This is a genomic window from Litoreibacter roseus, from assembly GCF_009811795.1.
Classification (GTDB): Bacteria; Pseudomonadota; Alphaproteobacteria; order Rhodobacterales; family Rhodobacteraceae; genus Litoreibacter; species Litoreibacter roseus.
Window position 1 is genome coordinate 1,394,562 of record NZ_BLJE01000001.1, and the last position, 21,845, is coordinate 1,416,406.

Sequence of the window (21,845 nt, forward strand, 5' to 3'; positions counted from 1 at the left end):
TGTCCTCTCAGGCCGCGCTTGGTCCGGCGTGGGTTTGCAGGAAGTCGTCCAGTTCGGCAGTGGTGGGCATCGCAGGGGCACAGCCAACGCGGGCAACAACCATGGCGGCTGACGCCGAGCCGCGATTAATGGCCTCTTCAAGTGACCGCCCGCAGGCCAGGGCCGCAACGAAACCACCCATAAAGCTGTCGCCTGCGCCCGTAGGCTTGAGCGCATCGGTTGCGTAGATCCCGGAGCGGAACTCGCGATCCGGCGTGATCGTAACCGAGCCGTCTTCGCCCATCTTGTAGATAGCGATCTGCGCGCCATTGGCGACAAGGGCGCGGGCCTTATCCAACCCCTTCTCATATGCACCTGCCATAAACCCGAACTCGACGTCGTTGCCGATAATGATGTCACACAGGCTACCGGCGCGGGAATATACATCCGCCGCGACCTCTGCCGACGGCCAACTGTAGGGGCGGTAATCGATATCAAAGATCAACGGCAAGCCTGCCCCGCGCGCAAGCTCGAACGCACGAAAAGCGGCAGAACGGGACGGCTCCGCCGCGAAAACCGTGCCGGTTGTGATGAGTGCGGAGAATTTTGTGTAATCCACGGCCTCAACATCGGCGACGGTCATTTCAAAGTCAGCCGCGCCATTTCGATAAATGACAGACTGATGATCTTCGATGCGGCTTTCAACGACAGCCAGTGAGTTGCGCGCCTCACCGCCAACAGACCGAACATGAGCCCGGTCAATCCCGTAGAGATCCAGTTGGTTGATGCAAAACCGTCCAATCGCATCATCGGCAACGCAGGTGACGAGGGCCGCTTTGCCGCCCTGCTTTACAATTGCCACGCCGATATTTGCCGATGATCCACCAAGGCAAGTGAAGAAATGTGTCGCGTCCTCCGTCCGGGTGCCGGGCGGATCCGGATAAATGTCCATGCCCGCACGCCCGATGATCAGAAAGGTGTTAGACTCGAGGCGGGACAAGTCGGCCATCAGACACCCTTCCGCTGCTTTGAGCGCGTGGCTTCCCAGTCCTCATGGGCCGCGCGCACGGCAGGTTTGTCAGAGACTTCCGGTGTGCCGACCTCCCACCATGTGTGACCCTCGGCTGTCCAGCCCTCGTATGGGTCGACCTGCATCACGATCACATGGGTTTTGTCGCTTGCCTTGGCTTTTTTGAACGCTTCCCCAAGCTCTAACGGGTTGGAGACTGTCTGGGCGACCGCGCCCATCGCCGCCGCATGCGCCTCAAAATCGACGGCAAAAGGCTCGGGAACGGTGGGGGAATCCGTAATCAGGTTGTTGAAGCTTTCGGCCCCAGTGTTGTTTTGCAGCTTGTTGATGACCGCAAAGCCACCATTGTCGAGCACCAGAATGATCAACTTCTTGCCCGTGAGCGCCGCAGAATAAATGTCCGAGTTCATGAGAAGATACGAGCCGTCCCCCACAAACACGATCGTGTCCTGTTCCGGCTCTTTCTCAGATTGCGCAATCCGTGCACCCCAACCGCCTGCAATCTCGTACCCCATGCACGAAAATCCAAACTCAACATCCACAGTTCCGATATCAAGCGTTCGCCAGTTTGCAGTTACCTCGGCAGGCAAGCCTCCGGCAGCGGTAACGATCCTGTCTCGCGGGTCGCAAAGATCATTCACAACACCAATGGCCTGCGCATAGGAATTTGGCCGGTTCCCGCTGCTGACATTCTTGGCGACATACGCATCCCAATCCGCCCGCTGCGCACGGGCTTTGGTGGTCCATTCCTGCGGCGCGGCATAGCCCTCAAGCGCCTTTGCCAATTCGGTCAACCCCAGCTTAGCGTCCCCGACCACGGGAGAAGCCATATGTTTGCCCGCGTCATGGCGTGCCGCATTCAGGGCGATGAATTTTGCGTCTGCCGCGAATGCCGTCCACGAACCTGTGGTGAAGTCCTGCAATCGTGTTCCCACGGCCAAGATGACGTCGGCTGTCTCAGCGATTGCGTTTGCGCTGTTCGAGCCTGTAACACCAAGCGGACCGATGTTGAGTGGATGGGTGCTGAGTAAATTGGCGCGACCTGCAATTGTCTCGACCACGGGGATCTGGTGCGTTTCGGCGAAAGCGGTCAGGTCAGCCACCGCGTCAGAGTACTGTACGCCGCCACCGGCAATAATCATCGGGCGTTGCGCACACTTAAGCAGGCTCACGGCATCTGCGATCTCGGCGGCGTCAGGCGTGATCCTGCGAATGCGATGGACCCGCTTTTCGAAAAAGACCTCAGGGTACTCGCAAGCCCAGCCCTGAACGTCCTGTGGCAGCCCCAGAAAGGCTGGCCCGCAGTCCGCGGGATCAAGCATCGTTGCCAGCGCGGCAGGTAGCGACTGGATAATCTGGGCCGGATGGGTGATCCGGTCCCAGTATCGCGTCACTGCTTTGAAGGCGTCATTCAGACCCAACGTCGGGTTACCAAAATGCTCAAGCTGCTGCAGCACGGGGTCGGGCAGGCGGGTCAAGAAAGTATCCCCACACAGCATGAGCATGGGCAAGCGGTTGGCATGGGCCAAGGCTGCAGCGGTCAGCAAGTTGGCTGTGCCTGGACCTGCCGATGCCGTGCAAAACATGAAACGGCGGCGCAGGTGATACTTGCTGTAGGCCGCCGCGGCAAAGCCCATGCTTTGTTCGTTCTGGCCACGATAGAGCGGTAGGATGTCTTGCACATCGTAGAGCGCTTCACCAAGGCACGGCACATTGCCATGACCAAAGATACCAAACCCACCACCACACACGCGAATTTCAGCGCCATCAATCTCGATAAACTGGTTCGCCAGAAAACGGACGATGGCCTGCGCAGTTGTCAGGCGAAGTGTTGTCTGGTTCGCGCTCATCTGCTCCCCCGATGCCCTCTCGATCAACAGCGTAAAAGTCAATTGCAGGTTGCGAATGGTCGAATCCGACGATACAAGATTTGCAACCGGTTGCAAACCGTATTTCGGATTGGGAGAGCGCCATGCCGCAGATCGGCATCGGAATTGTCGGCGGCGGCTATATGGGCAAAGCCCACGCGGTTGCGTTCTCGGCTGTCGGCGCGCTTTTTGACACCAATTTTCGACCTCATCTTGAAATGATCTGCGCAAGCACCGCGACGTCCGCTGAAACATACCGTGCGGCTTATGGTTTTGCGCGCGCGACCGATGATTGGCGCAAGCTCGTCCGGGATGCTGCTATCGAAGCGATCGTCGTCGCGTCCCCCCAAGAAACTCATCGCGAGATCGCGGAGGCTGCTTTTGCCGCCGGGAAACCGGTCTTCTGCGAAAAGCCGCTTGGCGCCACGTTGGACGACAGCCGTGCGATGGTCGCGGCAGCAGACCAGGCGGGTGTCGCAAATATGGTCGGGTTCAACTACGTCCGAACGCCTGCAACCCAATACGCACGGGAGTTGATCAGAGGCGGCGCACTCGGCCAAATCACGTGGTTTCGCGGGGAACATACGGAAGACTTCTTGGCGGATCCAGCGGAGCCCGCCACATGGCGCACAAAGGGCGTGTCAAACGGCACCATGGGCGATCTGGCGCCGCATATGATCAATGCGGCGCTGGCCCTGATCGGCCCGATCAAGAGCCTCTGCGCAGAGGTTGAGACCGTACACAAGAGCCGTCCCGGGGATCAGGGCGCGGTGGACGTGACGAATGATGACCATGGCCAGGTGATGTGTCGGTTTGAAAGCGGGGCAATGGGACATCTCTACTTCAGCCGCATCGCGACAGGTCGAAAGATGGGCTACGCCTACGAGATCCACGGAACCAAGGGCGCACTTCGATTTGACCAAGAGGATCAGAATGCCCTCTGGCTCTACGACGCTAGCAGTCCGGCGGAAAGACGGGGGTTCACCAAGATTTTAACCGGTCCGGAGCATCCGGATTATGCGGCCTTCTGTCAGGGACCGGGCCACGGCACAGGGTATCAGGACCAGATTACCATTGAAGCGCGGGATTTCCTCAAGGCCATCGAAACAGGCAAGCCAGTCTGGCCCACATTCCGCGACGGTATGGAGGTCAATCAAGTGATCGCCGCGGCTTTTGAGTCTTCAAAAAAACAGGGCTGGCTGAACGTCTCCGCCGTTTGAAAGGACAGGATCTTATGACCATCAAGATTGGCAACGCGCCCTGTTCGTGGGGTGTTGAATTTGCGAATGACGCCCGCAATCCCAACTGGCGAGATGTTCTGAAAGACTGCGCTGCGGCCGGTTACAAGGGCATTGAGCTGGGTCCGGTGGGGTTCATGCCCGAGGACCCGGCCGTCCTGTCTGACGCGCTTTCGGAATATGATCTGACCCTGATAGGCGGGGTTGTCTTTAGGGCCTTTCACGATCCCGCTCTGTGGGATGACGTGATGGATGGCGCAGTGCGCACCTGCAAGGCATTGGCAGCCCACGGGGCGCAGCATCTGGTTTTGATCGACTCGATCTCCCCCCGCCGTGCGCCGACAGCCGGGCGCGCCGAAGAGGCCGAACAGATGAGCAAAACAGAGTGGTCGGCGTTTCGAGATCGCATTGCGGCGATCGCGACGATTGGAGCCGAAGAATACGGGCTGACCGTCGGGATCCATGCCCACGCGGCTGGCTTTATTGATTTCGAGCCGGAGCTAGAGCGGCTCCTGTCAGAGGTCGATGAGAGCATCCTGAAGATATGTTTTGATACGGGCCATCACTCCTACGCGGGTTTCGATCCAGTTGCTTTAATGACGCGGCATATGGACCGGATCAGCTACATGCATTTCAAGGACATCGACCCGCGGGTAAAGGCACAGGCGATTGCCAATCGCACCGGATTCTACGACGCATGTGGACAGGGCATTTTTTGCAATCTGGGGCAAGGTGACGTCGATTTTCCTGCTATCCGCGACGTTCTGCGAGATGCCGGATTTAACGGCTGGTGCACGGTCGAGCAGGACTGCGATCCAACGCTCGACGTCAATCCCATGGCCGACGCAAAGGCAAACCGCGCCTATCTGCAATCCATCGGCTTTTGATCAAGGACATCAACTATGGAGCGACTGAATTGGGGCATGATCGGCGGCGGTGAAGGCAGCCAGATCGGCCCGGCACACAGGCTGGGCGCTGGCCTTGACGGTGCCTTCATCTTTGCCGCTGGTGCGCTGGATCACAGACCGTCCGCCGGACGGGCCTATGGGCAGACTTTGGGCCTGACACCTGACCGGTCATACGGTGACTGGCGCGAGATGCTTGAGGGTGAACGCGGTCGCGCGGATGCAGTTGATCTTGTGACCGTTGCCACACCGAATGCGACGCATTTTGAAATCACGAAAGCCTTTCTTGAGGGCGGATTTCACGTGCTCTGTGAAAAGCCCATGACAATGACCGTGGAAGAAGGTGAGGAGATCGTGAAGCTCAGCCAGTCCACCGGAAAGATCTGCGCGGTGAACTACGGATACACGGGATATTCGCTGGTGCGTCACATGCGGGCCATGGTTTCGCGTGGTGATCTGGGGCATGTCCGGGTCGTGGTTGCCGAGTTTGCCCACGGCCATCATGCGGATGCGACAGATGCGGACAATCCAAGGGTTCGCTGGCGGTACGATCCGGCTCAGGCTGGCGTCTCTGCGCAGTTTGCCGATTGCGGTATCCACGCGATGCATATGGCAAGTTTTGTCGTAGGACAGGACATTGAGAGACTGTCGGCAGACACTGTGTCCTGCATAAAAAGCCGCGTGCTGGAAGACGATGCGATGGTCAATTTCCGCATGTCAGGCGGCACTGTCGGGCGTCTTTGGACATCTTCGATCGCCATTGGACGCCAACATGGGCTGACCCTGCAGGTTTTCGGGGAAAAGGGTGGTTTGAGATGGTCTCAGGAACAGCCGAACCAGCTTTATCACATGCCAATTGGGAAGCGGCTTCAGGTAATAGAACGCGGGGAAGGGGGGTTGTCCCCGGAAGCCGACCGCACGAGCCGCGTCACCGTTGGACATGCCGAAGGGATGCCGCTTGCTTTTGCTAACATCTACAAGGATCTGGCCGAAGCGATCCACGCGCGGAAAAACGGGCGGGACATCGACCCGGCGGCGGACCTGTATCCACGGGCAGAAGATGGGCTGCGGTCTATGGCTGCGGTCTTTGCGGTTGCACAGTCAGGTCAATCTGAAGGTCAATGGGTCGACGCGCGCCCGCCGATGTTTCGCTAGGACGCGATTGCCTTAAGTGTGCCACGCTCAATGATATGACAGGGAAACAGCCGAGCTTCGGGGTAGCGATCCGGCTTGTCAACTGTCGCAACAACCAGTTCGATGGAAGAGTTTATAATCTCTGCAATCGGTTGACGGATGGTCGTCAGGTTGATGTTTTCCCATCCGGCCATCTCCATATCGTTGAGGCCGATCAGGCCGATATCATCCGGCACGGTAAGCCCAGCGTCAGCAACCGCGCTCAAAGCCCCAATCGATAAGACATCGTCGCCACAGAAGTAGGCCTGTGCTTTGTGGTGATCGCGCAGGAGCCGCTGCATCTCGGCCCGGCCAGCGTCAAATGAATAGGCAGTCGCAAAGCTTATACTCAGATTTATATCAGGCCGCTTTGACATTTCGTCTGAAAAGCCCGCAAGACGGTCCTGTGTCGAGGTCGCGGCCTCTGGCCCACCAAGAAAAGCAACGTCCGAGTAGCCACGCGCTTGCAAAGTTTGTGCGGCCATTCGACCACATTGTACGTTGTCGATACCGACTACATGGACCTCAGGCGCGGTCGAGGACCGCCCGAAGGAATGCACTACGGGGACGCCCGCGTCCTTGAACGCCTTTGCGAAACTTGGCGGCAGAGTCGAAGAGGCGACGATCACGCCGTCAACTGAATACTGACGCAGCATCCGGACGGAGGTCTGCGGATCGGTCTCATCAGAAAGGTTCACAAGAAGAGGGCGCAGACCGCGATCCTGCAAGCCGCGCGTGAACAGATCAAACACTTCGAGGAAAATCGGGTTGTGGAAGTTGTTAGACACCAGCCCGATCAGCTTTGTACGTCCAGTGCTGAGCGCTGATGCAAGAGCGCTTGGCGTGTATCCAAGCTCGCCCGCCGCTTTCTCAACCTTCCGCCGTGTCTTTTCCGAAACCGATGCCCCTGCTGTGAAGGTGCGCGACACCGCAGATCGCGACACGCCCGCCCGAAGGGCAACCTCTTTAAGCGTTACAGTCATTGCAATGCGTATCCTTCATTTCGTTCCCGGCATGCACATATCGATTTTTGTCATCAACAACCATGAGCAATTACCCAGAGATTTGCAACCGGTTGCAAAAAACTACGATTCGTGCATACGATGCGGTAAGGGGCGGGCAACACCCGGCAGAAGGGCCGCTCTGATGAAGTCCATGGGAGGAAATCATGAAATCACTGCTCAAAACGATCGCACTTTCCGCGGTCGCTCTCGCTGCGCCTGTTCTGACGGCCACCACCGCTGCGGCCGAAGGTGAGCGCTATGTCCTTGTAAGCCATGCACCGGACAGCGACAGCTGGTGGAACACCATCAAGAACGGCATCGCGCTTGCGGGCGAGCAAATGAATGTTGAGGTCGAGTATCGCAACCCACCGACCGGCGATCTGGCGGACATGGCGCGGATCATCGAACAGGCCGCCGCCTCAGGGCCGAACGGAATTATTACGACGCTTGCGGACTACGATGTTCTGAGTGGCCCGATCAAATCCGCTGTCGATCAAGGGATCAACGTCATCATCATGAATTCTGGCACGCCAGAACAGGTTGCCGAAGTGGGTGCGTTGATGTTTGTGGGCCAGCCGGAATACGACGCGGGCCTTGCCGCGGGTCAGCGGGCCAAGCGCGACGGTGTCGAAAGCTTTGTCTGCGTGAACCACGTGATCTCCAACACCGTCGTGGCGGAAAGATGCCGCGGCTTTGCGGACGGTCTGGGCGTCGATCTGGGCAGCAGCATGATCGACAGCGGCCAGGACCCGGCTGAGATCAAGAACCGCGTCATCGCCTATCTGACAGCCAATCCGGAAACCGATGCGATCCTCACATTGGGCCCGACATCCGCCGACCCCACCATTCTTGCGGTCGAGGAGATGGGCATTGCCGGTGATATCTACTTCGGCACCTTCGATCTGGGCACCGAGATTGTGAAGGCGATCAAGTCAGGCACGATCAATTGGGGTATCGACCAACAGCCGTTCCTGCAGGCTTATCTGCCTGTTGTGGTCCTGACGAATTATGACCGCTACGGCGTTCTGCCGGGCAACAACATCAACTCAGGCCCCGGATTTGTGACCAAGGATGCTCTGGGCAAGGTTGAGGAATTCGCTGGCGAATACCGCTAGGCGACACGGACGATAGCGGTCCGGCTTCGTCGGGCCGCGTATTCCTACAGCATTCAAGGAACACCCTGACATGTCTGCAACTACAGACAGCGACGAACGCGTCCGGGATATCTCGCCACTGCGTCGCGCCCTGATCCGACCCGAACTTGGTGGCATTGTCGGCACAGTCGCGGTGTTCACGTTTTTTCTGCTGCTCGCAGGCAACAGCGGAATGTTTGCGGCTCAGGGCGTCATGAATTGGGCCACGGTGTCGGCGCAGTTCATGATCATCGCGGTGGGTGCGTGCCTGCTGATGATCGCGGGTGAGTTTGATCTGTCCGTCGGATCCATGATCGGGTTCGCTGGCATGATGGTTGCAATCTTCGGGGTCACGTTGGGCTGGCCCATGTGGATCGCCATATTGCTGACTTTCGTGATCTGCATGACTTTGGGCGCAATCAATGGCCTCATCGTCGTCCGGACGGGACTACCCAGCTTCATCGTCACGCTTGCCACGCTCTTCATCCTGCGTGGGTTTTCGATTTTTATTCCACAGACTGTTGAGCGGAAAACCAATATCGGTGGGATCAAAGAGGCCGCGGAGGGGGATTGGCTGGCATCGCTCTTTGGCGCCAAGATCGGCCAGCCCATTTTTCAGTGGCTTGGCGATCAGGGGATTATCGGCACATTCACGCGTGGCAACCTTCAGGGCAAGCCCGTGGTCGAAGGCATTCCAATGCTCATGGTCTGGGCGCTCGGCATCATCATTTTTGGGCATATCCTTTTGACCCGCACCCGGTTCGGCAACTGGATTTTTGCGGCTGGCGGGGACGCCCAAGCCGCGCGCTATGTGGGTGTGCCAGTCAATCGGGTAAAGATCCTGTTGTTCATGTTCACCGCCTTCTGCGCCACGGTGTTTGCCGTTTGCCAGGTGACCGAATTCGGATCGGCCGCCTCGGACAGGGGAATGCTGAAGGAGTTCGAAGCGATCATTGCTGTGGTCATTGGTGGCGCTCTTCTGACCGGTGGCTACGGCTCCGTGATCGGGGCCGCACTTGGTGCACTGATCTTCGGGGTAGTGCAGCAAGGGCTGTTTTTTGCAGGTGTGGAAAGCTCGCTCTTTCGTGTTTTTCTGGGCGTTATTTTGCTGCTGGCGGTGATCCTGAACACTTATATCCGTCGCCTCATCACGGGGGAGCGCTAGGTGGCCGAGACACAAACGCCCATTGTGCAGATGAAAGGCATTGAAAAGCATTTCGGCAGCGTCATTGCGCTGGCAGGCGTGTCTGTTGACGTCCACCCGGGCGAGTGCCACTGCCTTCTGGGTGATAACGGGGCGGGGAAGTCGACGTTCATCAAGACGATGTCAGGTGTGCACAAACCGACACGGGGCGAGATCCTGTTTGAAGGGGCAGAGATGCAGTTCGACGACCCGCGGGATGCAATCACCGCTGGCATCGCGACGGTCTATCAAGATCTGGCAATGATCCCGCTGATGTCCGTCAGCCGTAATTTTTTCATGGGCAACGAGCCTTTGAAGCGGGTCGGTCCCTTGAAGCTCTTTGACCATGAGTTCGCGAACCGTGTGACGATGGAAGAAATGAAAAAAATGGGGATCAACCTACGCGGGCCAGATCAGGCCGTAGGAACCTTGTCTGGGGGCGAACGGCAGACCGTGGCGATCGCCAGAGCGGTTCATTTCGGGGCGAAGGTTCTTATTCTGGACGAGCCGACCTCGGCACTTGGGGTCAGGCAGACTGCCAATGTGCTGTCTACAATCGACAAGGTGCGCAAGACCGGCGTCGCAGTGGTCTTCATCACGCATAATGTGCGCCATGCGATGGCAGTGGGCGACCGCTTTACGGTGCTCAACCGGGGCAAGACACTTGGGACCGCCAAGCGCGGCGAAATCACGCCCGAAGAACTGCAAGACATGATGGCCGGCGGTCAGGAACTTGTCGCATTGGAAGGTTCGCTCGGCGGGACGGTTTAGTCTTTTTGATTGACCCCAGATCGCCCACAGACATCCTGTGTTCGAACCGGACAAGGAACTGAGCATGTCGGACCAAATCTACCACACCTTGGACGCGGCACCACAAAAGGTCGCACCGTTCTCTCACGCCACAGAGATCGACGGATGGGTCTTTGTCACGGGACAGATGCCCACGTGGCCCGACGATCCAGAAAAACCGTTGCCCAAAGGGATTGAGGCACAGACACGGCGGGTGATGGACAATCTTATCATCGTCTTGGACGCTATCGGACTGACGCTGGAGAATGCGCTGCAAGTCCGCGTCTATATCACAGAGTTTGAGCGGGACTACGCAGCGATGAATGCGACCTATCAGACCTATTTTCAGCCCGAGAAATTGCCTGCACGAACCTGTATTGGTGTGACAGGCCTGGCAGTCGGTGCCCTAGTTGAGATCGATCTGATCGCAAGACGCCCATCTGAGTAACGCCAAAGATACCGATCTTCTTCGCAAGAAAAAACGGTGCAGAGAGCGACCTCTGCACCGTTTCCATTCCAGACCCGCGCTGGGGATGACGGGCAAGCGAAATGTAAGTTGGTCATCTGTGGGACTATAATCACAGAAACCAACAATCCGGATAAACCGGCCCGAAAGACACACGACTTGAAATTGCAAGTGCACGCCCCCGGTTGAAGTCCCATGGCAAATGCCACCACTCACGGAACGGTTTAACGATGCCGTAGCTCACAGAAATTTCAAAGTAAGCGTTTCCATACCCTTAACGGAAATGGCAACTGCCTAAACTTCCCAGTTTATCTTTCGATCAGGAAGAACTGGTTCTGAGATGATGCCTTCAAAATTGCCTGCGCTGTCGTGTCGACGTCGAGAGACTCCCGTGCAAGGCGCAGATGCTTTTCCACCGTGGCGGGGTTCAGGCCCATGATCGTTGCAGTGTCTTGAATGGTTTTGCCGTCCGCCACCCATTCCAGAACTTCACGCTGGCGCTTGGTCAGTTTGCGGCGTTGACCTGTCGTGTGAGGCAGTTGCGTGACCTTCAGGTGCATCACCTTGTTTACCAGCTCAATATCGGCCCCATGCTCGGCCCAGATGGCGTCAACGTCGGCTTGCGTCAGGCCCCGGCGTGCGGTCATCCCAATTGCCCCCTTGGCCCGCAATGATACATCGTGGAAGCTGATGGTGTATCCTGCCGTGACCTCCATGCGGGCATTTACGGCCATCGCCTCCATCTCGTCCGTGCCAAGCTTTCCGGACTGCATCTGTTCCAAAATAACGCGCCAGCTGCATGCACCTACGTTTTCTGCAGCCCAAGCAACCATAGGACCTTTGAAATACATGCCTTCGCCAACGAAGATGTCGACATATTCCGGATCGTGATTGGTCAGGATCAACGCATCCTGCAAATCACCGAGCGTCGCACCTGTCCGAAACCGCGTATAGCCGTAGATAAGCCGATCAAAGCCATACTCGTCCATCTTTTCGGTGTGCATGGCCCATGCGTCTTCGATCGCGTCGGCTTCCGCCAGTTTCGACATAAGTTCCGTGATCGTCATAGCTGTCCCAAATGACTTGCCAACGCGTCAATCGCCAGAAGGTAGCTCTGCGCCCCAAAACCGCAGATCTGACCCAATGCAACTGGCGCTATGTAAGAGCGATGGCGAAATTCTTCGCGTGCGTGGATATTGGACAGATGGACTTCGACGCAGGGCAATTCAACCGACGTGATCGCATCCATCAAAGCAATCGAGGTATGCGTGAACGCACCTGCGTTCAAAGCAATCCCGTCATGGGTGCCGCGGGCATCGTGGATGGCATCAACCAGCAAGCCTTCGTGATTTGACTGAAAAAACGTCATGTCAAAACCAAGGGCCGAAGCGCGTGCTTGACACACCTCTTCGATATCCGAAAGCGTGACGCTTCCGTATACTTCAGGTTGCCGTAACCCCAATAAATTAAGGTTCGGGCCGTTCAGAATAAGCAGAGATGGCATGAAGTTTCCTTTTCACCAGATTCTGCGTAGCCCTATGAGCAGCCTTTGTCGAGACCCAGTACAGCGCAAATCTTCCATTTGACGCACCGAAAAATGGCGAAAAGTTGCCGTAAGGTCAACTGACGTAAACGTCGCATTCCCTGTCGTCGATTTTGGCAAGAATCGGCAGCTTTAGGGCGCCCCAACTGGGCCGCCCCGCGCTTTGCCAAAATTTTCAGGTGCGACGGCGAAGTGCAGCCAATCCTGCCACACCGACAAGAAGCAAAGGAAGACTCGCAGGCACGGGAATGACATTGACCTCATCCGCAACAATTCGCGCGGAGGCTGTGAAGAAACCGTCCTCTGCATCCTCCTCGAAGAAACTGAAGATCGCTGTGGCCGTTGGTCCGAAAAGATCCGCCGCCGTTCCGCTTAAGTCTCCATAAATAGCGGTCAGGGTGTCTTCACCGCCTTCAACAAAATCGAATGTCACATCCAGAAGTGTGAAGCTTTCAAGCAAAGGATCATCGCTCTCGTCACTCGATACGAAGAGTTCCGCAAACGTTGTGCCATCGAGGTCTGTGCCACCGGACGCGGAAATTGTTATGCCATCGCCATCTGTATCGGAGTCCACGAAATCTGCGAAGCCGCCGTCAAGAAATACAAACTCGTTGAGGCTTTCAAAGATCGTGACGGGCGCCGCCGTGGCGGCCGTAGGCAGCAAAAAAGACGCCGCGACGAGGATGGGTTTAAGAATAGTCATGGGTAGGTCCTTTGATACACTGGTAAGAAGGGCAGGGCGCGCCGATAGGTGACGCGCCCAAGTCCCAGATCATGATGTGAAAATGTCGTCTGCAAAGGTGATCAGGTCTATATCGCTTACGCCACTCAGATAGATCACATCGCGATCCTCTTCGAGCGCTATGCGCAGCGTGCTGCCAAGGCTGCGGCTGCCTGCAATCTCGGCCCCGTTCAGGTCGAGAATATCCTCGTCGACATTGAAATCGAGGATCCGCAAGCTGTCGCGGCGACCGTCGATGTCACCGAACACGAACGTATCCGCGCCACCGCCGCCAAGCACTTTGTCCAAACGACCGCCGAGACCCTGAATGATCTCATCGGCGTCAGTCCCATTGATCCGGTCATTGCCGGTCGTGCCTGTCAGGACGATTGGATCATCACTTTCTAGGTCGAGGCCAATGATCACTGGGTCGTGATCAGATCCCCGTGACGGGCTACTGCCGTCAAACAGACCCTGATCCGTCGGCCGCAGCGGATCTACGAACGTGCCGTCCAGATTGTAGTCGAAGAAAACGGGTGCATCGGAATTGATGTTCCAAGTCGTTGCACCTGTGACTTGATCAAGAAGGCTTTCATTGGCCAGCGCATAGTCAAGCGTGCCGATCTGGCCAGAGAACCGGTAGGAGTAGACGTCGTCACCCTCAAACGCCCGGGCCAGATCCGTGTAGCCCGCGTCCTCAAGCGTGGTGATCGGCGTCTCCCGCGCATAAGAGTTGAGATCACCCAAGATGATCACATCATCATCGCCGGAATTGGTCGGGTCCGTGGCGAGCCACTCGGACAGTTCGCGCGCGGCTTCGGTTCGCGTCGCGTTGTTGCGGCCCGCGCCGTCCCCCTGATCCTCGTCTGCCGCCGCCCCGGTGAGAGATCCTTTTGATTTGAAATGGTTGACGGACGCAGTGAACTCGCCGCCGGTTTCAATCTCTTCGAACGTCTGCGCGATAGCGGCGCGGTTGAACCCATCCCCGGACGTTTCGTCACCCAGAGGATCCAGAAACTCGGGGGTGTCGAGGATCGACATGCTGCCAACCAACGCGGTCGTGGAGGTGTCATAGATGAATGCGACAGCAATGGCGTCATCGCCTACGAATTCCTGACCCGGATCGACATAGGCCCACGTCTCGGACCCAAGTCGTGCGTTGATCTCGGCGACTAGCTGTACAATCGCCGCATCCTCGCCTTCGAAATCGTTCTCCATCTCGATCAGGCCGATCACATCCGCGTCCATTCCGAGAATGGTGGTCACCAGCTTGTCGGTCTGACGGGCAAGTTCTTCAGCGGAATCCGCACCGCGCGGGTTGCTGCCGTTGTCTGTGGTGCCGTCAATCGTGGTGAAGTAGTTGAGCACATTCAACGACGCCACTTTATAGTCGCTGCCGACACTCAACGGCTCGGGTTCGAACGGGTTGGTTTCTTCGCGGACTTCGAAAGCGGCGGCATCGGGAAGCCGCAGGCGATAGTTGCTGAAATCGTAGTCGAAGATTGCGGTAATCGGCTCCAATTCCTGGCCCATACGAGGTCCGTCAGGATTATCGAAAAGATCGCCATCAGGCTCCGTAATAGGGGAGAAATCAGCGCGTCGTCCGTTCGTACCGTCATCAATGAGGATCGAACGGTTCGCGACTTCCTCTTGATAAGCCGCGTTGCCAACCGCATCCGGGGTGTTGAGTTGGGAGTACTGATAGATAGGTCCGTCTGTGGACAGAGTCGCCTCGCCGAAGTCTTCGTAGTTGAACGTTTCTGTGAATGTCAGCGGCTCATCTATGGTGACCAGCATCCCCTCCAGAGCCTCCCGGACGTCGGTGTCCGGCAGCGCGACGCTGACAGCCAGCGACAGCGGATCAGCCGCGGCGGCTTCTTCGATCCGGACCTCTGTGACTTCTATGGTCGTCTTGCCAAAGCGTTCGACCACCGTGCCGAGGACACGCACCTTGTCACCAGCAGAAACATCGGTTGTGAAATCACCGTCCTCGAATGCAAACACACCCTCAGAGGTCAGATCGTTTTCGTCACGGTCTTCGACCTCCTCCATTACGAAGAAACCGCCCAGATTGCGGAATTCATCCGCATCGCCGTTCTGAAAATCACCGGTCACGATGCCTTCGATGACAACTGTCTCACCGACAAGCGGGCTGTCATCACCATCGCCCTGTACAGCACTTATCAAGGTCGGATCATCATCGATGGATCCATCCCCGCCGCCGGAACCGCCACCGTCGCTGTCATCGCCGATGCGCACGTTATCAACCACGAGCGGTTCAAACCCATCGTTCGAGGTCAGTTCGATCTCAAGGCTGAGCACGTCACCCTCAGGCAGATCAAAGGTGAAATCCTGAAGCGATGTAGTCAAAACCGTGCCGTCACCAAAACCGGACAGGTCTGTGTCCTGCAACAGGTTTCCGGGCGTCCCGTCGTTCAGGAACTGCCCGATAAGCACCCGATCGCCACCGTCAAGCGTGGCAAAGACACGAATTCCGTCGCCGGCCTCGTAGTTGTCAAAAGAACTGCTATCTAGCGCACCCAATGCCATCGTGACTGTGGGCGCTGCGTAGCCCGTCAGATCAACGTTCGGAATTTCGATAGATTGGGTAGCAGGTCCGCCATCGCCGTCATTGTCTTGCGCGTAGATCGCAAAATTTCCGTCAAACTGATTGAAATCATCACGGGCACCATTGGCCGGATCAGGGGCTGCGAACCGACCAAAGAAATCAAAGCCACCATCATCGAACGCACCCGACAGGGTATAGGTCACCCCCGGTTCGCCTTCGAAGCTCTCAACAAAAAGCTCGGAGCTTCCGCCGCCGCCATCGCCGCCTATCTCACCATCGACCACCAGGTTGTCGATACCATACTCATCGCGGGATCCCGAGCCGGACACATCGTTGCCCTCGAACTGGAGCACCAGCGTCGATCCAGCGGGCAGGGTGCCAGGCAGCGTCACGCTGAAGGCTTCAATCTCGATACCTGCATCACTTGAGGCTTCAGGCGTCACAAAGGACGCCATGTCCATGAATGCGCCACCGTTGATTGAGACGGACAGATTGAGCGCATTCGCACGCTCCGTATTGTTCAGAGACAAGAGGTCATAGGAGATCGTGACATCGCTCAGATCGGTCTCGCCTGTGTCGAGTGTCAGGGTCAACGCTCCAGGGGTGAAATCACTGCCTCCGGGTTGAATCCAGAGCGCATTATCGCCCTCGCGCTCGAGCGCGTAGATACCGCCTGTCGTCTCGCCGCCAGTCGTCGCACCCCGTGCAAGATCAGCCGCGCTATTGAAACCAGCCACTGACCAAAGATCGCTGTCTAGCTGACCCACCGCAGGTTCCGCACCGAACCCATTACCAAGAAAATCGTTGAAATCACTCGCAAATATATCTCGTCTCATGGATGTCCCACCCTCTTGTTATAATATGCAGGTAGGGACATCAGCTGTGTATAAATCACAGCACCAGACACGCCCCCACGCAGCCCGGCACAGGGCTATTTTGGAGGTGTAACAGGTTTGTTAAGGAAAACGAACGAAAGGTTAAATCTTCACGCTACGTCAGGTCGCACGGCGCGGGATGCTGAAAGTTTCGGGGTCCGGCGGGGGCAACTTCGAGAGCCATGAGACGACTTTTTGACGGCATTGCGCCCCCGCCCAATCGCTGGAAAACAGGGTTTCGATCTCGACCGGATAGCGCAGGGCGATCCGTCGCCATTGGTGTAAGATCAGCAATCGAAGTGACGCAGCCTGAAACGGTGGCAGTGCACCTGGATCCGGAAAGTCTTCAGCCAATGCGTCGAGCGCAATGGACAATGTCTGATGCCCGGCGCCCAAACGCTGCAAAGCGGCATCCGTTACCCACCCAGGCAAAGCCTGCGCATCGACGGGTGTAACCAGAGCGTCCATTTGCTCAGTGTGCATCTGTGTATGCAACCACATCCGGCGCCCGATCCGAACGGCGCCTGTGATGATATCCGCAGCGCCGGGTTCGGTGACGATCAGGTACCACTTGGCGTCCTCACTTGCTGCAGACGGGGCGTAGACATGTGTCTGAAACAGCCGAACCTGCGCGCGAGCGTGATCCGTCAGGCTGTAGTGGCTAACGCGGCCTTCTTTTCGGGACACGATCCAGTTGTCTTTCTTCAGGCGATGCAAAGCGGTGCGCACAGCCTCCTGCTTTATACCAAGCGGCGCCAGCAGGGCGCTGAGGACAGGCCCGCTCAGCGTGGCGCCGTCATCAATCGCGAGATCACCGAAGGCAGTCACGAGCACCGACCACACCTTGAGCGGCGGCAAGCTGGAGAACGCAGGCAAGTCCGTAAAAATCATTCTATTACCCTACGAGGCGGTCGTTCTGGCGTCAGCTTGAAGCTGCATACGCATTCATAGTCAAAAGGTCGTAGGTCGCGACGGTCTCATTGTCCTGATTGCTGAGCCGGACGTCCCAGCGGACCTCACCATATTCATCATTACGTTTGGTCTTCTGCTTGACCGTCAGTCTGACCTGGATGCTATCCCCCGGTACGACAGGTTTCATGAACCGCAACCTGTCGAGCCCGGTGTTCGCAAGCACCGGTCCGGGGTCGGGCTGTACGAAAAGACCTGCCGCAAAAGACAGCAACAGGTAGCCATGCGCCACGCGGCCGGGAAAGAATGGATTGGCAGCGGCAGCGTCCTCATCCATGTGCGCATAGAAGGTATCCCCGGTAAATCTTGCGAAGGTCTCGATGTCGTCCAATGTGACGGTTCTGCTGTCGCTGTGAAGCGTTTCGCCGACCTTGAGGACTTCGAACGTGCGTGTGAACGGATGGGTGTCCTCGGTGATTTCGCGACTGCCGTCTGTCCATGTCCCGGCGATGGCCGAAACGATATCCGGGCTGCCCTGAATTGCGGTGCGTTGCATGTAGTGAAGGACGCCTCGGACGCCACCCAGTTCTTCGCCGCCGCCCGCACGACCCGGCCCACCATGCACCATGTGGGGTAGGGGTGATCCATGTCCCGTGGCCGCGTCTTTGCTGTCGCGATTGTTGAAGTAGAGCCGACCATGCCACGCGGCAGACCCAAGAGCGAGCTGGCGCGCAACGTCTGTATCGCGGGTTATGACTGATGCAACAAGGCTGCCCTTGCCGCGGTTGAGAAGTGCAATCGCATGATCCAGATCACGGTATCCCATTATAGTCGAAACCGGTCCGAATGCTTCGACGTCATGCACATTGCGCGCCGCATCAGGGTCAGCACAGTGAAACAACATTGGCGGCAGAAATGCGCCGTCCTGCACGTCGTCGCCGGAGATCTCAAAACCGTTTGGGTCCCCGAAGACGCGCTCCGCCTCGGCGCTGATCTGTGACACCTTGTCCAGAACATCGTGCTTCTGGCTTGCAGAAACCAGCGCCCCCATACCCGTGGTGTGCAGATTTGGATCACCAATCACGACCTCGCTCAGTCGCTGCTTCAACGCGTGGACGACGGCATCAAGAAGACTGTCAGGCACAAAGACGCGGCGCACCGCGGTACATTTCTGTCCGGCCTTCACGGTGATTTCCTGACACACTTCCTTGATGAAAATAGAGAACTCTGGCGTTTCCGGTTTGGCATCAGGTCCCAGCACGGATGCATTCAGACTGTCTTGTTCCGCCACAAACCGAACAGAGTTTTCCAGTATGTTCGCCCGCCCACGCAGCTTAAGCGCGGTTTCCGCTGAACCGGTGAAACTGACAATATCCTGCGGTCCCAGTAAATCCAGCATGTCGCCCAAACCGCCCGCCACGAACTGCAATGCCCCCTGTGGCAGAAGGCCGCTTTCAAGCATCAGCCGTACGCAGGCCTCCGTCACGTAGCAGGTCGCCGTTGCAGGCTTCACGATGGCGGGCACACCCGCCAAAAGGGTCGGGGCGAGCTTCTCCAACATGCCCCAGACAGGAAAATTAAACGCATTGATATGCACGGCAACCCCTTGCAGTGGCGTGCAAATGTGCTGCCCAAGGAAGCTGCCATCTCGGCTAAGATACTCAACATCACCATCAATATAGACCCGTGCATCCGGCATTTCTCGACGCCCCTTGGAGGCAATGACAAACATGGTCGAAATTCCACCGTCGATATCGATCTTGTGGTCACTGAGCGTCCCGCCCGTGTGATAAGACAGATCATAAAGCGCCTGTTTGTGCTGACTGAGATAGGTCGCCAACGCCTTCACCATTCGCGCGCGGTCATGAAACGTCATGTCCCGTAATGTCGGACCGCCCGCGGTCTTTGCGTGCTCAAGAAGCACGCCAGCATCGAGGTGAGAGCGTCCCGCCTCGGCAATCACACGGCCCGTCAGCGCGCTTTCGATCGGCCGCGCGCCGCTGTCCGGCGCCAACCATTGTCCTGCGGCAAATGACTGGACAGATTGGATGGTCATGACAGCTCTCCCTCTGGGTCGGATAATTAATTGACCGACTGGACGGTTTATGCAAGCGTTTTGCAGATGGAACAGATCGACGCAAAGACGCGGGCCATGCGCACTGCCGATGCGATGTGGGCGGAAGACGCCGCATCGAAAGCTTTGGGCATGAAGATTGTCGAGGTTGATGAGGGCAGGGCAGTTCTGCATCTCACGGTCGCATCAGACCACCTTAACGGGCACGGCATGTGCCACGGCGGGATCATCTTCAGCCTCGCGGACAGCGCCTTTGCATTCGCATGCAACAGCCGAAATCAGGCGACGGTCGCGCAACACAATACGATCAGTTATTTGGCCCCAGCAAGGCTAGGGGACACTCTGATCGCGACGGCGACAGAGGTCGGTTTGTCGGGGCGCAGCGGGATCACGGATGTGTCTGTCAAAACAGAAGATGGCCGCGCGATTGCAGTTTTTCGCGGGGCTTCACGTGCCGTAAAGGGCCACGTCTTTGAGGAGGGCATATGAAAGACCTGGGCGCAAAACCCGACGAGTTGGAGCCGATAGAACGCGCCACCCGCGACGAGATCGAAGCCCTGCAGCTGAAGCGGATGCAATGGTCCATCCGCCATGCTTACGAAAACGTCCCGATGTACAAGGCACGCTTTGACGAAGTCGGGGTGCATCCGGACGATTTGCGCGCGTTGTCGGATCTTTCGAAGTTCCCGTTCACGGTTAAGGATGACCTCCGAAAGAACTATCCGTTTGGCCTATTTGCCGTGCCGCGCGATCAGATCCAGCGCATCCACGCCTCGTCCGGGACAACCGGCAAAGCAACGGTCGTTGGCTACACCGCCCGCGATTGCGACCTCTTCGCGGACATGGTGGCACGGTCCTTGCGGGCTGCCGGGGTGCGTCCCGGCGAGATGGTACATAATGCGTACGGCTACGGCCTATTTACGGGCGGCCTCGGGGCACATGTCGGGATCGAACGGCTTGGCGCTACTGTGGTTCCAGTGTCCGGCGGAATGACACCACGACAGGTAACCTTGATCAACGACTTCAAACCCGACTCGATCATGGTCACGCCGTCCTATATGCTGAACATTCTGGAAGAGTTTCAAAAGCAAGGACTGGATCCGCAGGAAAGCTCACTCAATGTCGGAATTTTCGGGGCCGAGCCATGGACAAACGCCATGCGCAAACAGGTCGAAGACGCGTTCGACATGCACGCCGTTGATATCTACGGGCTTTCAGAAATTCTGGGACCGGGTGTGGCCAACGAGTGCGTGGAAACCAAAGACGGTCTCCATATCTGGGAAGATCATTTTTACCCCGAGATCGTGGATCCCGAAACCGGCGAGCCTGTGCCAGACGGCCAAACCGGGGAGTTGGTGTTCACGACATTGACAAAAGAGGGGCTTCCTATGATCCGGTACCGAACGCGTGATCTGACGCGATTGATGCCGGGGACCGCCCGTTCAATGCGCCGGATGGAAAAGATCACGGGGCGTGCAGATGACATGATAATTCTCCGCGGGGTCAATGTGTTTCCGACGCAGATCGAAGAGCAACTTTTGGCGACCGAAGGTCTCGCACCATACTTTCAGATCGAATTGTGGAAAGATGGTCCAATGGATCAGATGCGCGTCCATGTCGAAGCTGATCCGCGCGCAGCGACCACCGAAGCCAAGGCGACGGCAGGCGCAACGATGTCTAAGAGGATAAAAGATATCATTGGGATAAGCGCCGATGTTCATGTCGGCGATCCCGGGACAGCTGCCCGTTCAGAGGGTAAGGCAAAGCGGGTCATCGACAACCGCAGACAGCAATAGATGCCACGCCCCATCGCGCGAGATCACGGGGAAAAGCGGGATCGCATTCTGTCGCAGGCCGCTCGGGTGTTTGCGAAAGACGGCTATGATCGGGCCAGTATGGCGCAGGTGGCCAAGGCGTGCGGCATATCAAAAGCGGCCATTTATCATTACCACGCGAGCAAGGAAGATCTGCTTTTCGACATTCTCGATACCCACCTGCGAGGCTTAAGAGACCGCTTGGACAATCTGCCGGAGGCCAGCCAACCGCGCGTCCGGCTTTCCAACATCATTTCAGAAATCCTGACGGCTTATGAGGGCGCAGATGACGCCCACAGGCTACAGATGGGCAGCTTTGAAGTGCTGCCGACGCACCGTCAGATCGAGCTGAAGAATCTGCAAAAAGACATTGTACAGCGTATGGCACGTACAATTGCTGATCTCTCACATCGGCTGATGGAAGACCCAAGCGCACAGCGCCGCACAGCAATGGCCGTTTTCGGAATGCTGAACTGGTACTTCATGTGGGGCGGGCCAAGCGCAGCAGACCGGACGGCCTATGCGGAAACTGTAACCACCCTCACACTGGATGGGTTAAGCGGGCTTTGAAG

At 57.3% G+C, this 21,845-nt stretch carries 19 protein-coding genes; 10 read left to right on the plus strand and 9 right to left on the minus strand.

What is annotated here, in order from left to right:
- Nucleotides 1-7: 7 nt before the first annotated feature.
- A complete protein-coding gene (iolC, locus tag KIN_RS06820; RefSeq protein ID WP_159805204.1) occupies nucleotides 8-988 on the minus strand; it encodes a 5-dehydro-2-deoxygluconokinase in 981 nt (326 codons plus the stop codon).
- On the minus strand, nucleotides 988-2,859 hold the full coding sequence (gene iolD / locus KIN_RS06825) for a 3D-(3,5/4)-trihydroxycyclohexane-1,2-dione acylhydrolase (decyclizing) (RefSeq protein WP_159805206.1): 1,872 nt from the start codon (nucleotides 2,857-2,859) through the stop codon (nucleotides 988-990). The genes iolC and iolD overlap by 1 nt, the downstream gene beginning before the upstream one ends.
- A gap of 122 nt (nucleotides 2,860-2,981) precedes the next feature.
- Between iolD and KIN_RS06830 the strand changes: the two genes are divergently transcribed.
- Genes KIN_RS06830 through KIN_RS06840 form a run of 3 tightly spaced genes read left to right on the plus strand, consistent with a single transcriptional unit; the run spans nucleotide 2,982 to nucleotide 6,175 of the window.
- Entirely contained in the window at nucleotides 2,982-4,097 is a 1,116-nt protein-coding gene (locus tag KIN_RS06830) for a Gfo/Idh/MocA family protein (RefSeq protein WP_159805208.1), read from the plus strand.
- A gap of 14 nt (nucleotides 4,098-4,111) precedes the next feature.
- Nucleotides 4,112-5,002, plus strand: coding sequence for a sugar phosphate isomerase/epimerase family protein (locus KIN_RS06835; protein ID WP_159805210.1), 891 nt, complete (start codon nucleotides 4,112-4,114; stop codon nucleotides 5,000-5,002).
- Nucleotides 5,003-5,017: 15 nt separating this feature from the next.
- Nucleotides 5,018-6,175 (plus strand): Gfo/Idh/MocA family protein, encoded by a 1,158-nt coding sequence (locus KIN_RS06840; RefSeq protein WP_159805212.1) that lies wholly within the window; start codon nucleotides 5,018-5,020, stop codon nucleotides 6,173-6,175.
- On the opposite strand, the gene KIN_RS06845 is transcribed toward KIN_RS06840, so the two are convergent.
- Nucleotides 6,172-7,176 (minus strand): LacI family DNA-binding transcriptional regulator, encoded by a 1,005-nt coding sequence (locus KIN_RS06845; RefSeq protein WP_159805214.1) that lies wholly within the window; start codon nucleotides 7,174-7,176, stop codon nucleotides 6,172-6,174. The genes KIN_RS06840 and KIN_RS06845 overlap by 4 nt on opposite strands.
- A 185-nt stretch (nucleotides 7,177-7,361) precedes the next feature.
- Here KIN_RS06845 and KIN_RS06850 point away from each other — a divergent pair, with 185 nt between their 5' ends.
- The 4 genes from KIN_RS06850 to KIN_RS06865 all read left to right on the plus strand — a co-directional run bounded on the left by KIN_RS06850 (nucleotide 7,362) and on the right by KIN_RS06865 (nucleotide 10,750).
- The gene (locus tag KIN_RS06850) at nucleotides 7,362-8,312 is read left to right on the plus strand and encodes a sugar ABC transporter substrate-binding protein (RefSeq protein ID WP_159805216.1); all 951 of its coding nucleotides are present in this window, start codon (nucleotides 7,362-7,364) and stop codon (nucleotides 8,310-8,312) included.
- Between the two features lie 70 nt (nucleotides 8,313-8,382).
- Nucleotides 8,383-9,495 carry an ABC transporter permease gene (locus KIN_RS06855; RefSeq protein ID WP_159805218.1) on the plus strand — a complete coding sequence of 371 codons (1,113 nt, stop codon included), beginning with the start codon at nucleotides 8,383-8,385 and terminating at the stop codon, nucleotides 9,493-9,495.
- Nucleotides 9,496-9,525: 30 nt separating this feature from the next.
- Nucleotides 9,526-10,284: an ATP-binding cassette domain-containing protein gene (locus KIN_RS06860; RefSeq protein ID WP_159805436.1), complete on the plus strand. Its 759-nt coding sequence runs from the start codon at nucleotides 9,526-9,528 to the stop codon at nucleotides 10,282-10,284.
- 64 nt (nucleotides 10,285-10,348) lie between these two features.
- Complete coding sequence (locus tag KIN_RS06865; protein WP_159805220.1) at nucleotides 10,349-10,750, plus strand: RidA family protein; 402 nt, start codon at nucleotides 10,349-10,351, stop codon at nucleotides 10,748-10,750.
- Nucleotides 10,751-11,076: 326 nt separating this feature from the next.
- Here KIN_RS06865 and KIN_RS06870 read toward each other — a convergent pair whose 3' ends face one another.
- The 6 genes from KIN_RS06870 to paaZ form a co-directional block, all read right to left on the minus strand.
- Nucleotides 11,077-11,835 carry a LuxR family transcriptional regulator gene (locus KIN_RS06870; RefSeq protein WP_159805222.1) on the minus strand — a complete coding sequence of 253 codons (759 nt, stop codon included), beginning with the start codon at nucleotides 11,833-11,835 and terminating at the stop codon, nucleotides 11,077-11,079.
- The gene (gene aroQ / locus KIN_RS06875; RefSeq protein WP_159805224.1) at nucleotides 11,832-12,272 is read right to left on the minus strand and encodes a type II 3-dehydroquinate dehydratase; all 441 of its coding nucleotides are present in this window, start codon (nucleotides 12,270-12,272) and stop codon (nucleotides 11,832-11,834) included. The genes KIN_RS06870 and aroQ overlap by 4 nt, the downstream gene beginning before the upstream one ends.
- 214 nt (nucleotides 12,273-12,486) lie before the next feature.
- Complete coding sequence (locus KIN_RS06880) at nucleotides 12,487-13,014, minus strand: VPLPA-CTERM sorting domain-containing protein (protein WP_159805226.1); 528 nt, start codon at nucleotides 13,012-13,014, stop codon at nucleotides 12,487-12,489.
- Between the two features lie 69 nt (nucleotides 13,015-13,083).
- Complete coding sequence (locus KIN_RS06885; protein ID WP_159805228.1) at nucleotides 13,084-16,437, minus strand: ExeM/NucH family extracellular endonuclease; 3,354 nt, start codon at nucleotides 16,435-16,437, stop codon at nucleotides 13,084-13,086.
- Nucleotides 16,438-16,596: 159 nt separating this feature from the next.
- Nucleotides 16,597-17,367: a PaaX family transcriptional regulator C-terminal domain-containing protein gene (locus KIN_RS06890; RefSeq protein ID WP_159805230.1), complete on the minus strand. Its 771-nt coding sequence runs from the start codon at nucleotides 17,365-17,367 to the stop codon at nucleotides 16,597-16,599.
- Nucleotides 17,368-17,398: 31 nt separating this feature from the next.
- Entirely contained in the window at nucleotides 17,399-19,441 is a 2,043-nt protein-coding gene (gene paaZ, locus KIN_RS06895) for a phenylacetic acid degradation bifunctional protein PaaZ (protein WP_159805232.1), read from the minus strand.
- A 75-nt stretch (nucleotides 19,442-19,516) separates the two neighbouring features.
- Between paaZ and paaI the strand changes: the two genes are divergently transcribed.
- The 3 genes from paaI to KIN_RS06910 are packed head-to-tail and all read left to right on the plus strand — an operon-like array spanning nucleotide 19,517 to nucleotide 21,843.
- The gene (gene paaI, locus KIN_RS06900) at nucleotides 19,517-19,948 is read left to right on the plus strand and encodes a hydroxyphenylacetyl-CoA thioesterase PaaI (RefSeq protein ID WP_159805438.1); all 432 of its coding nucleotides are present in this window, start codon (nucleotides 19,517-19,519) and stop codon (nucleotides 19,946-19,948) included.
- Entirely contained in the window at nucleotides 19,945-21,255 is a 1,311-nt protein-coding gene (gene paaK, locus KIN_RS06905; RefSeq protein ID WP_159805234.1) for a phenylacetate--CoA ligase PaaK, read from the plus strand. Before paaI ends, paaK begins: the two co-directional genes overlap by 4 nt.
- Entirely contained in the window at nucleotides 21,256-21,843 is a 588-nt protein-coding gene (locus KIN_RS06910; RefSeq protein ID WP_159805236.1) for a TetR/AcrR family transcriptional regulator, read from the plus strand.
- The last annotated feature ends 2 nt before the right edge of the window (nucleotides 21,844-21,845 follow it).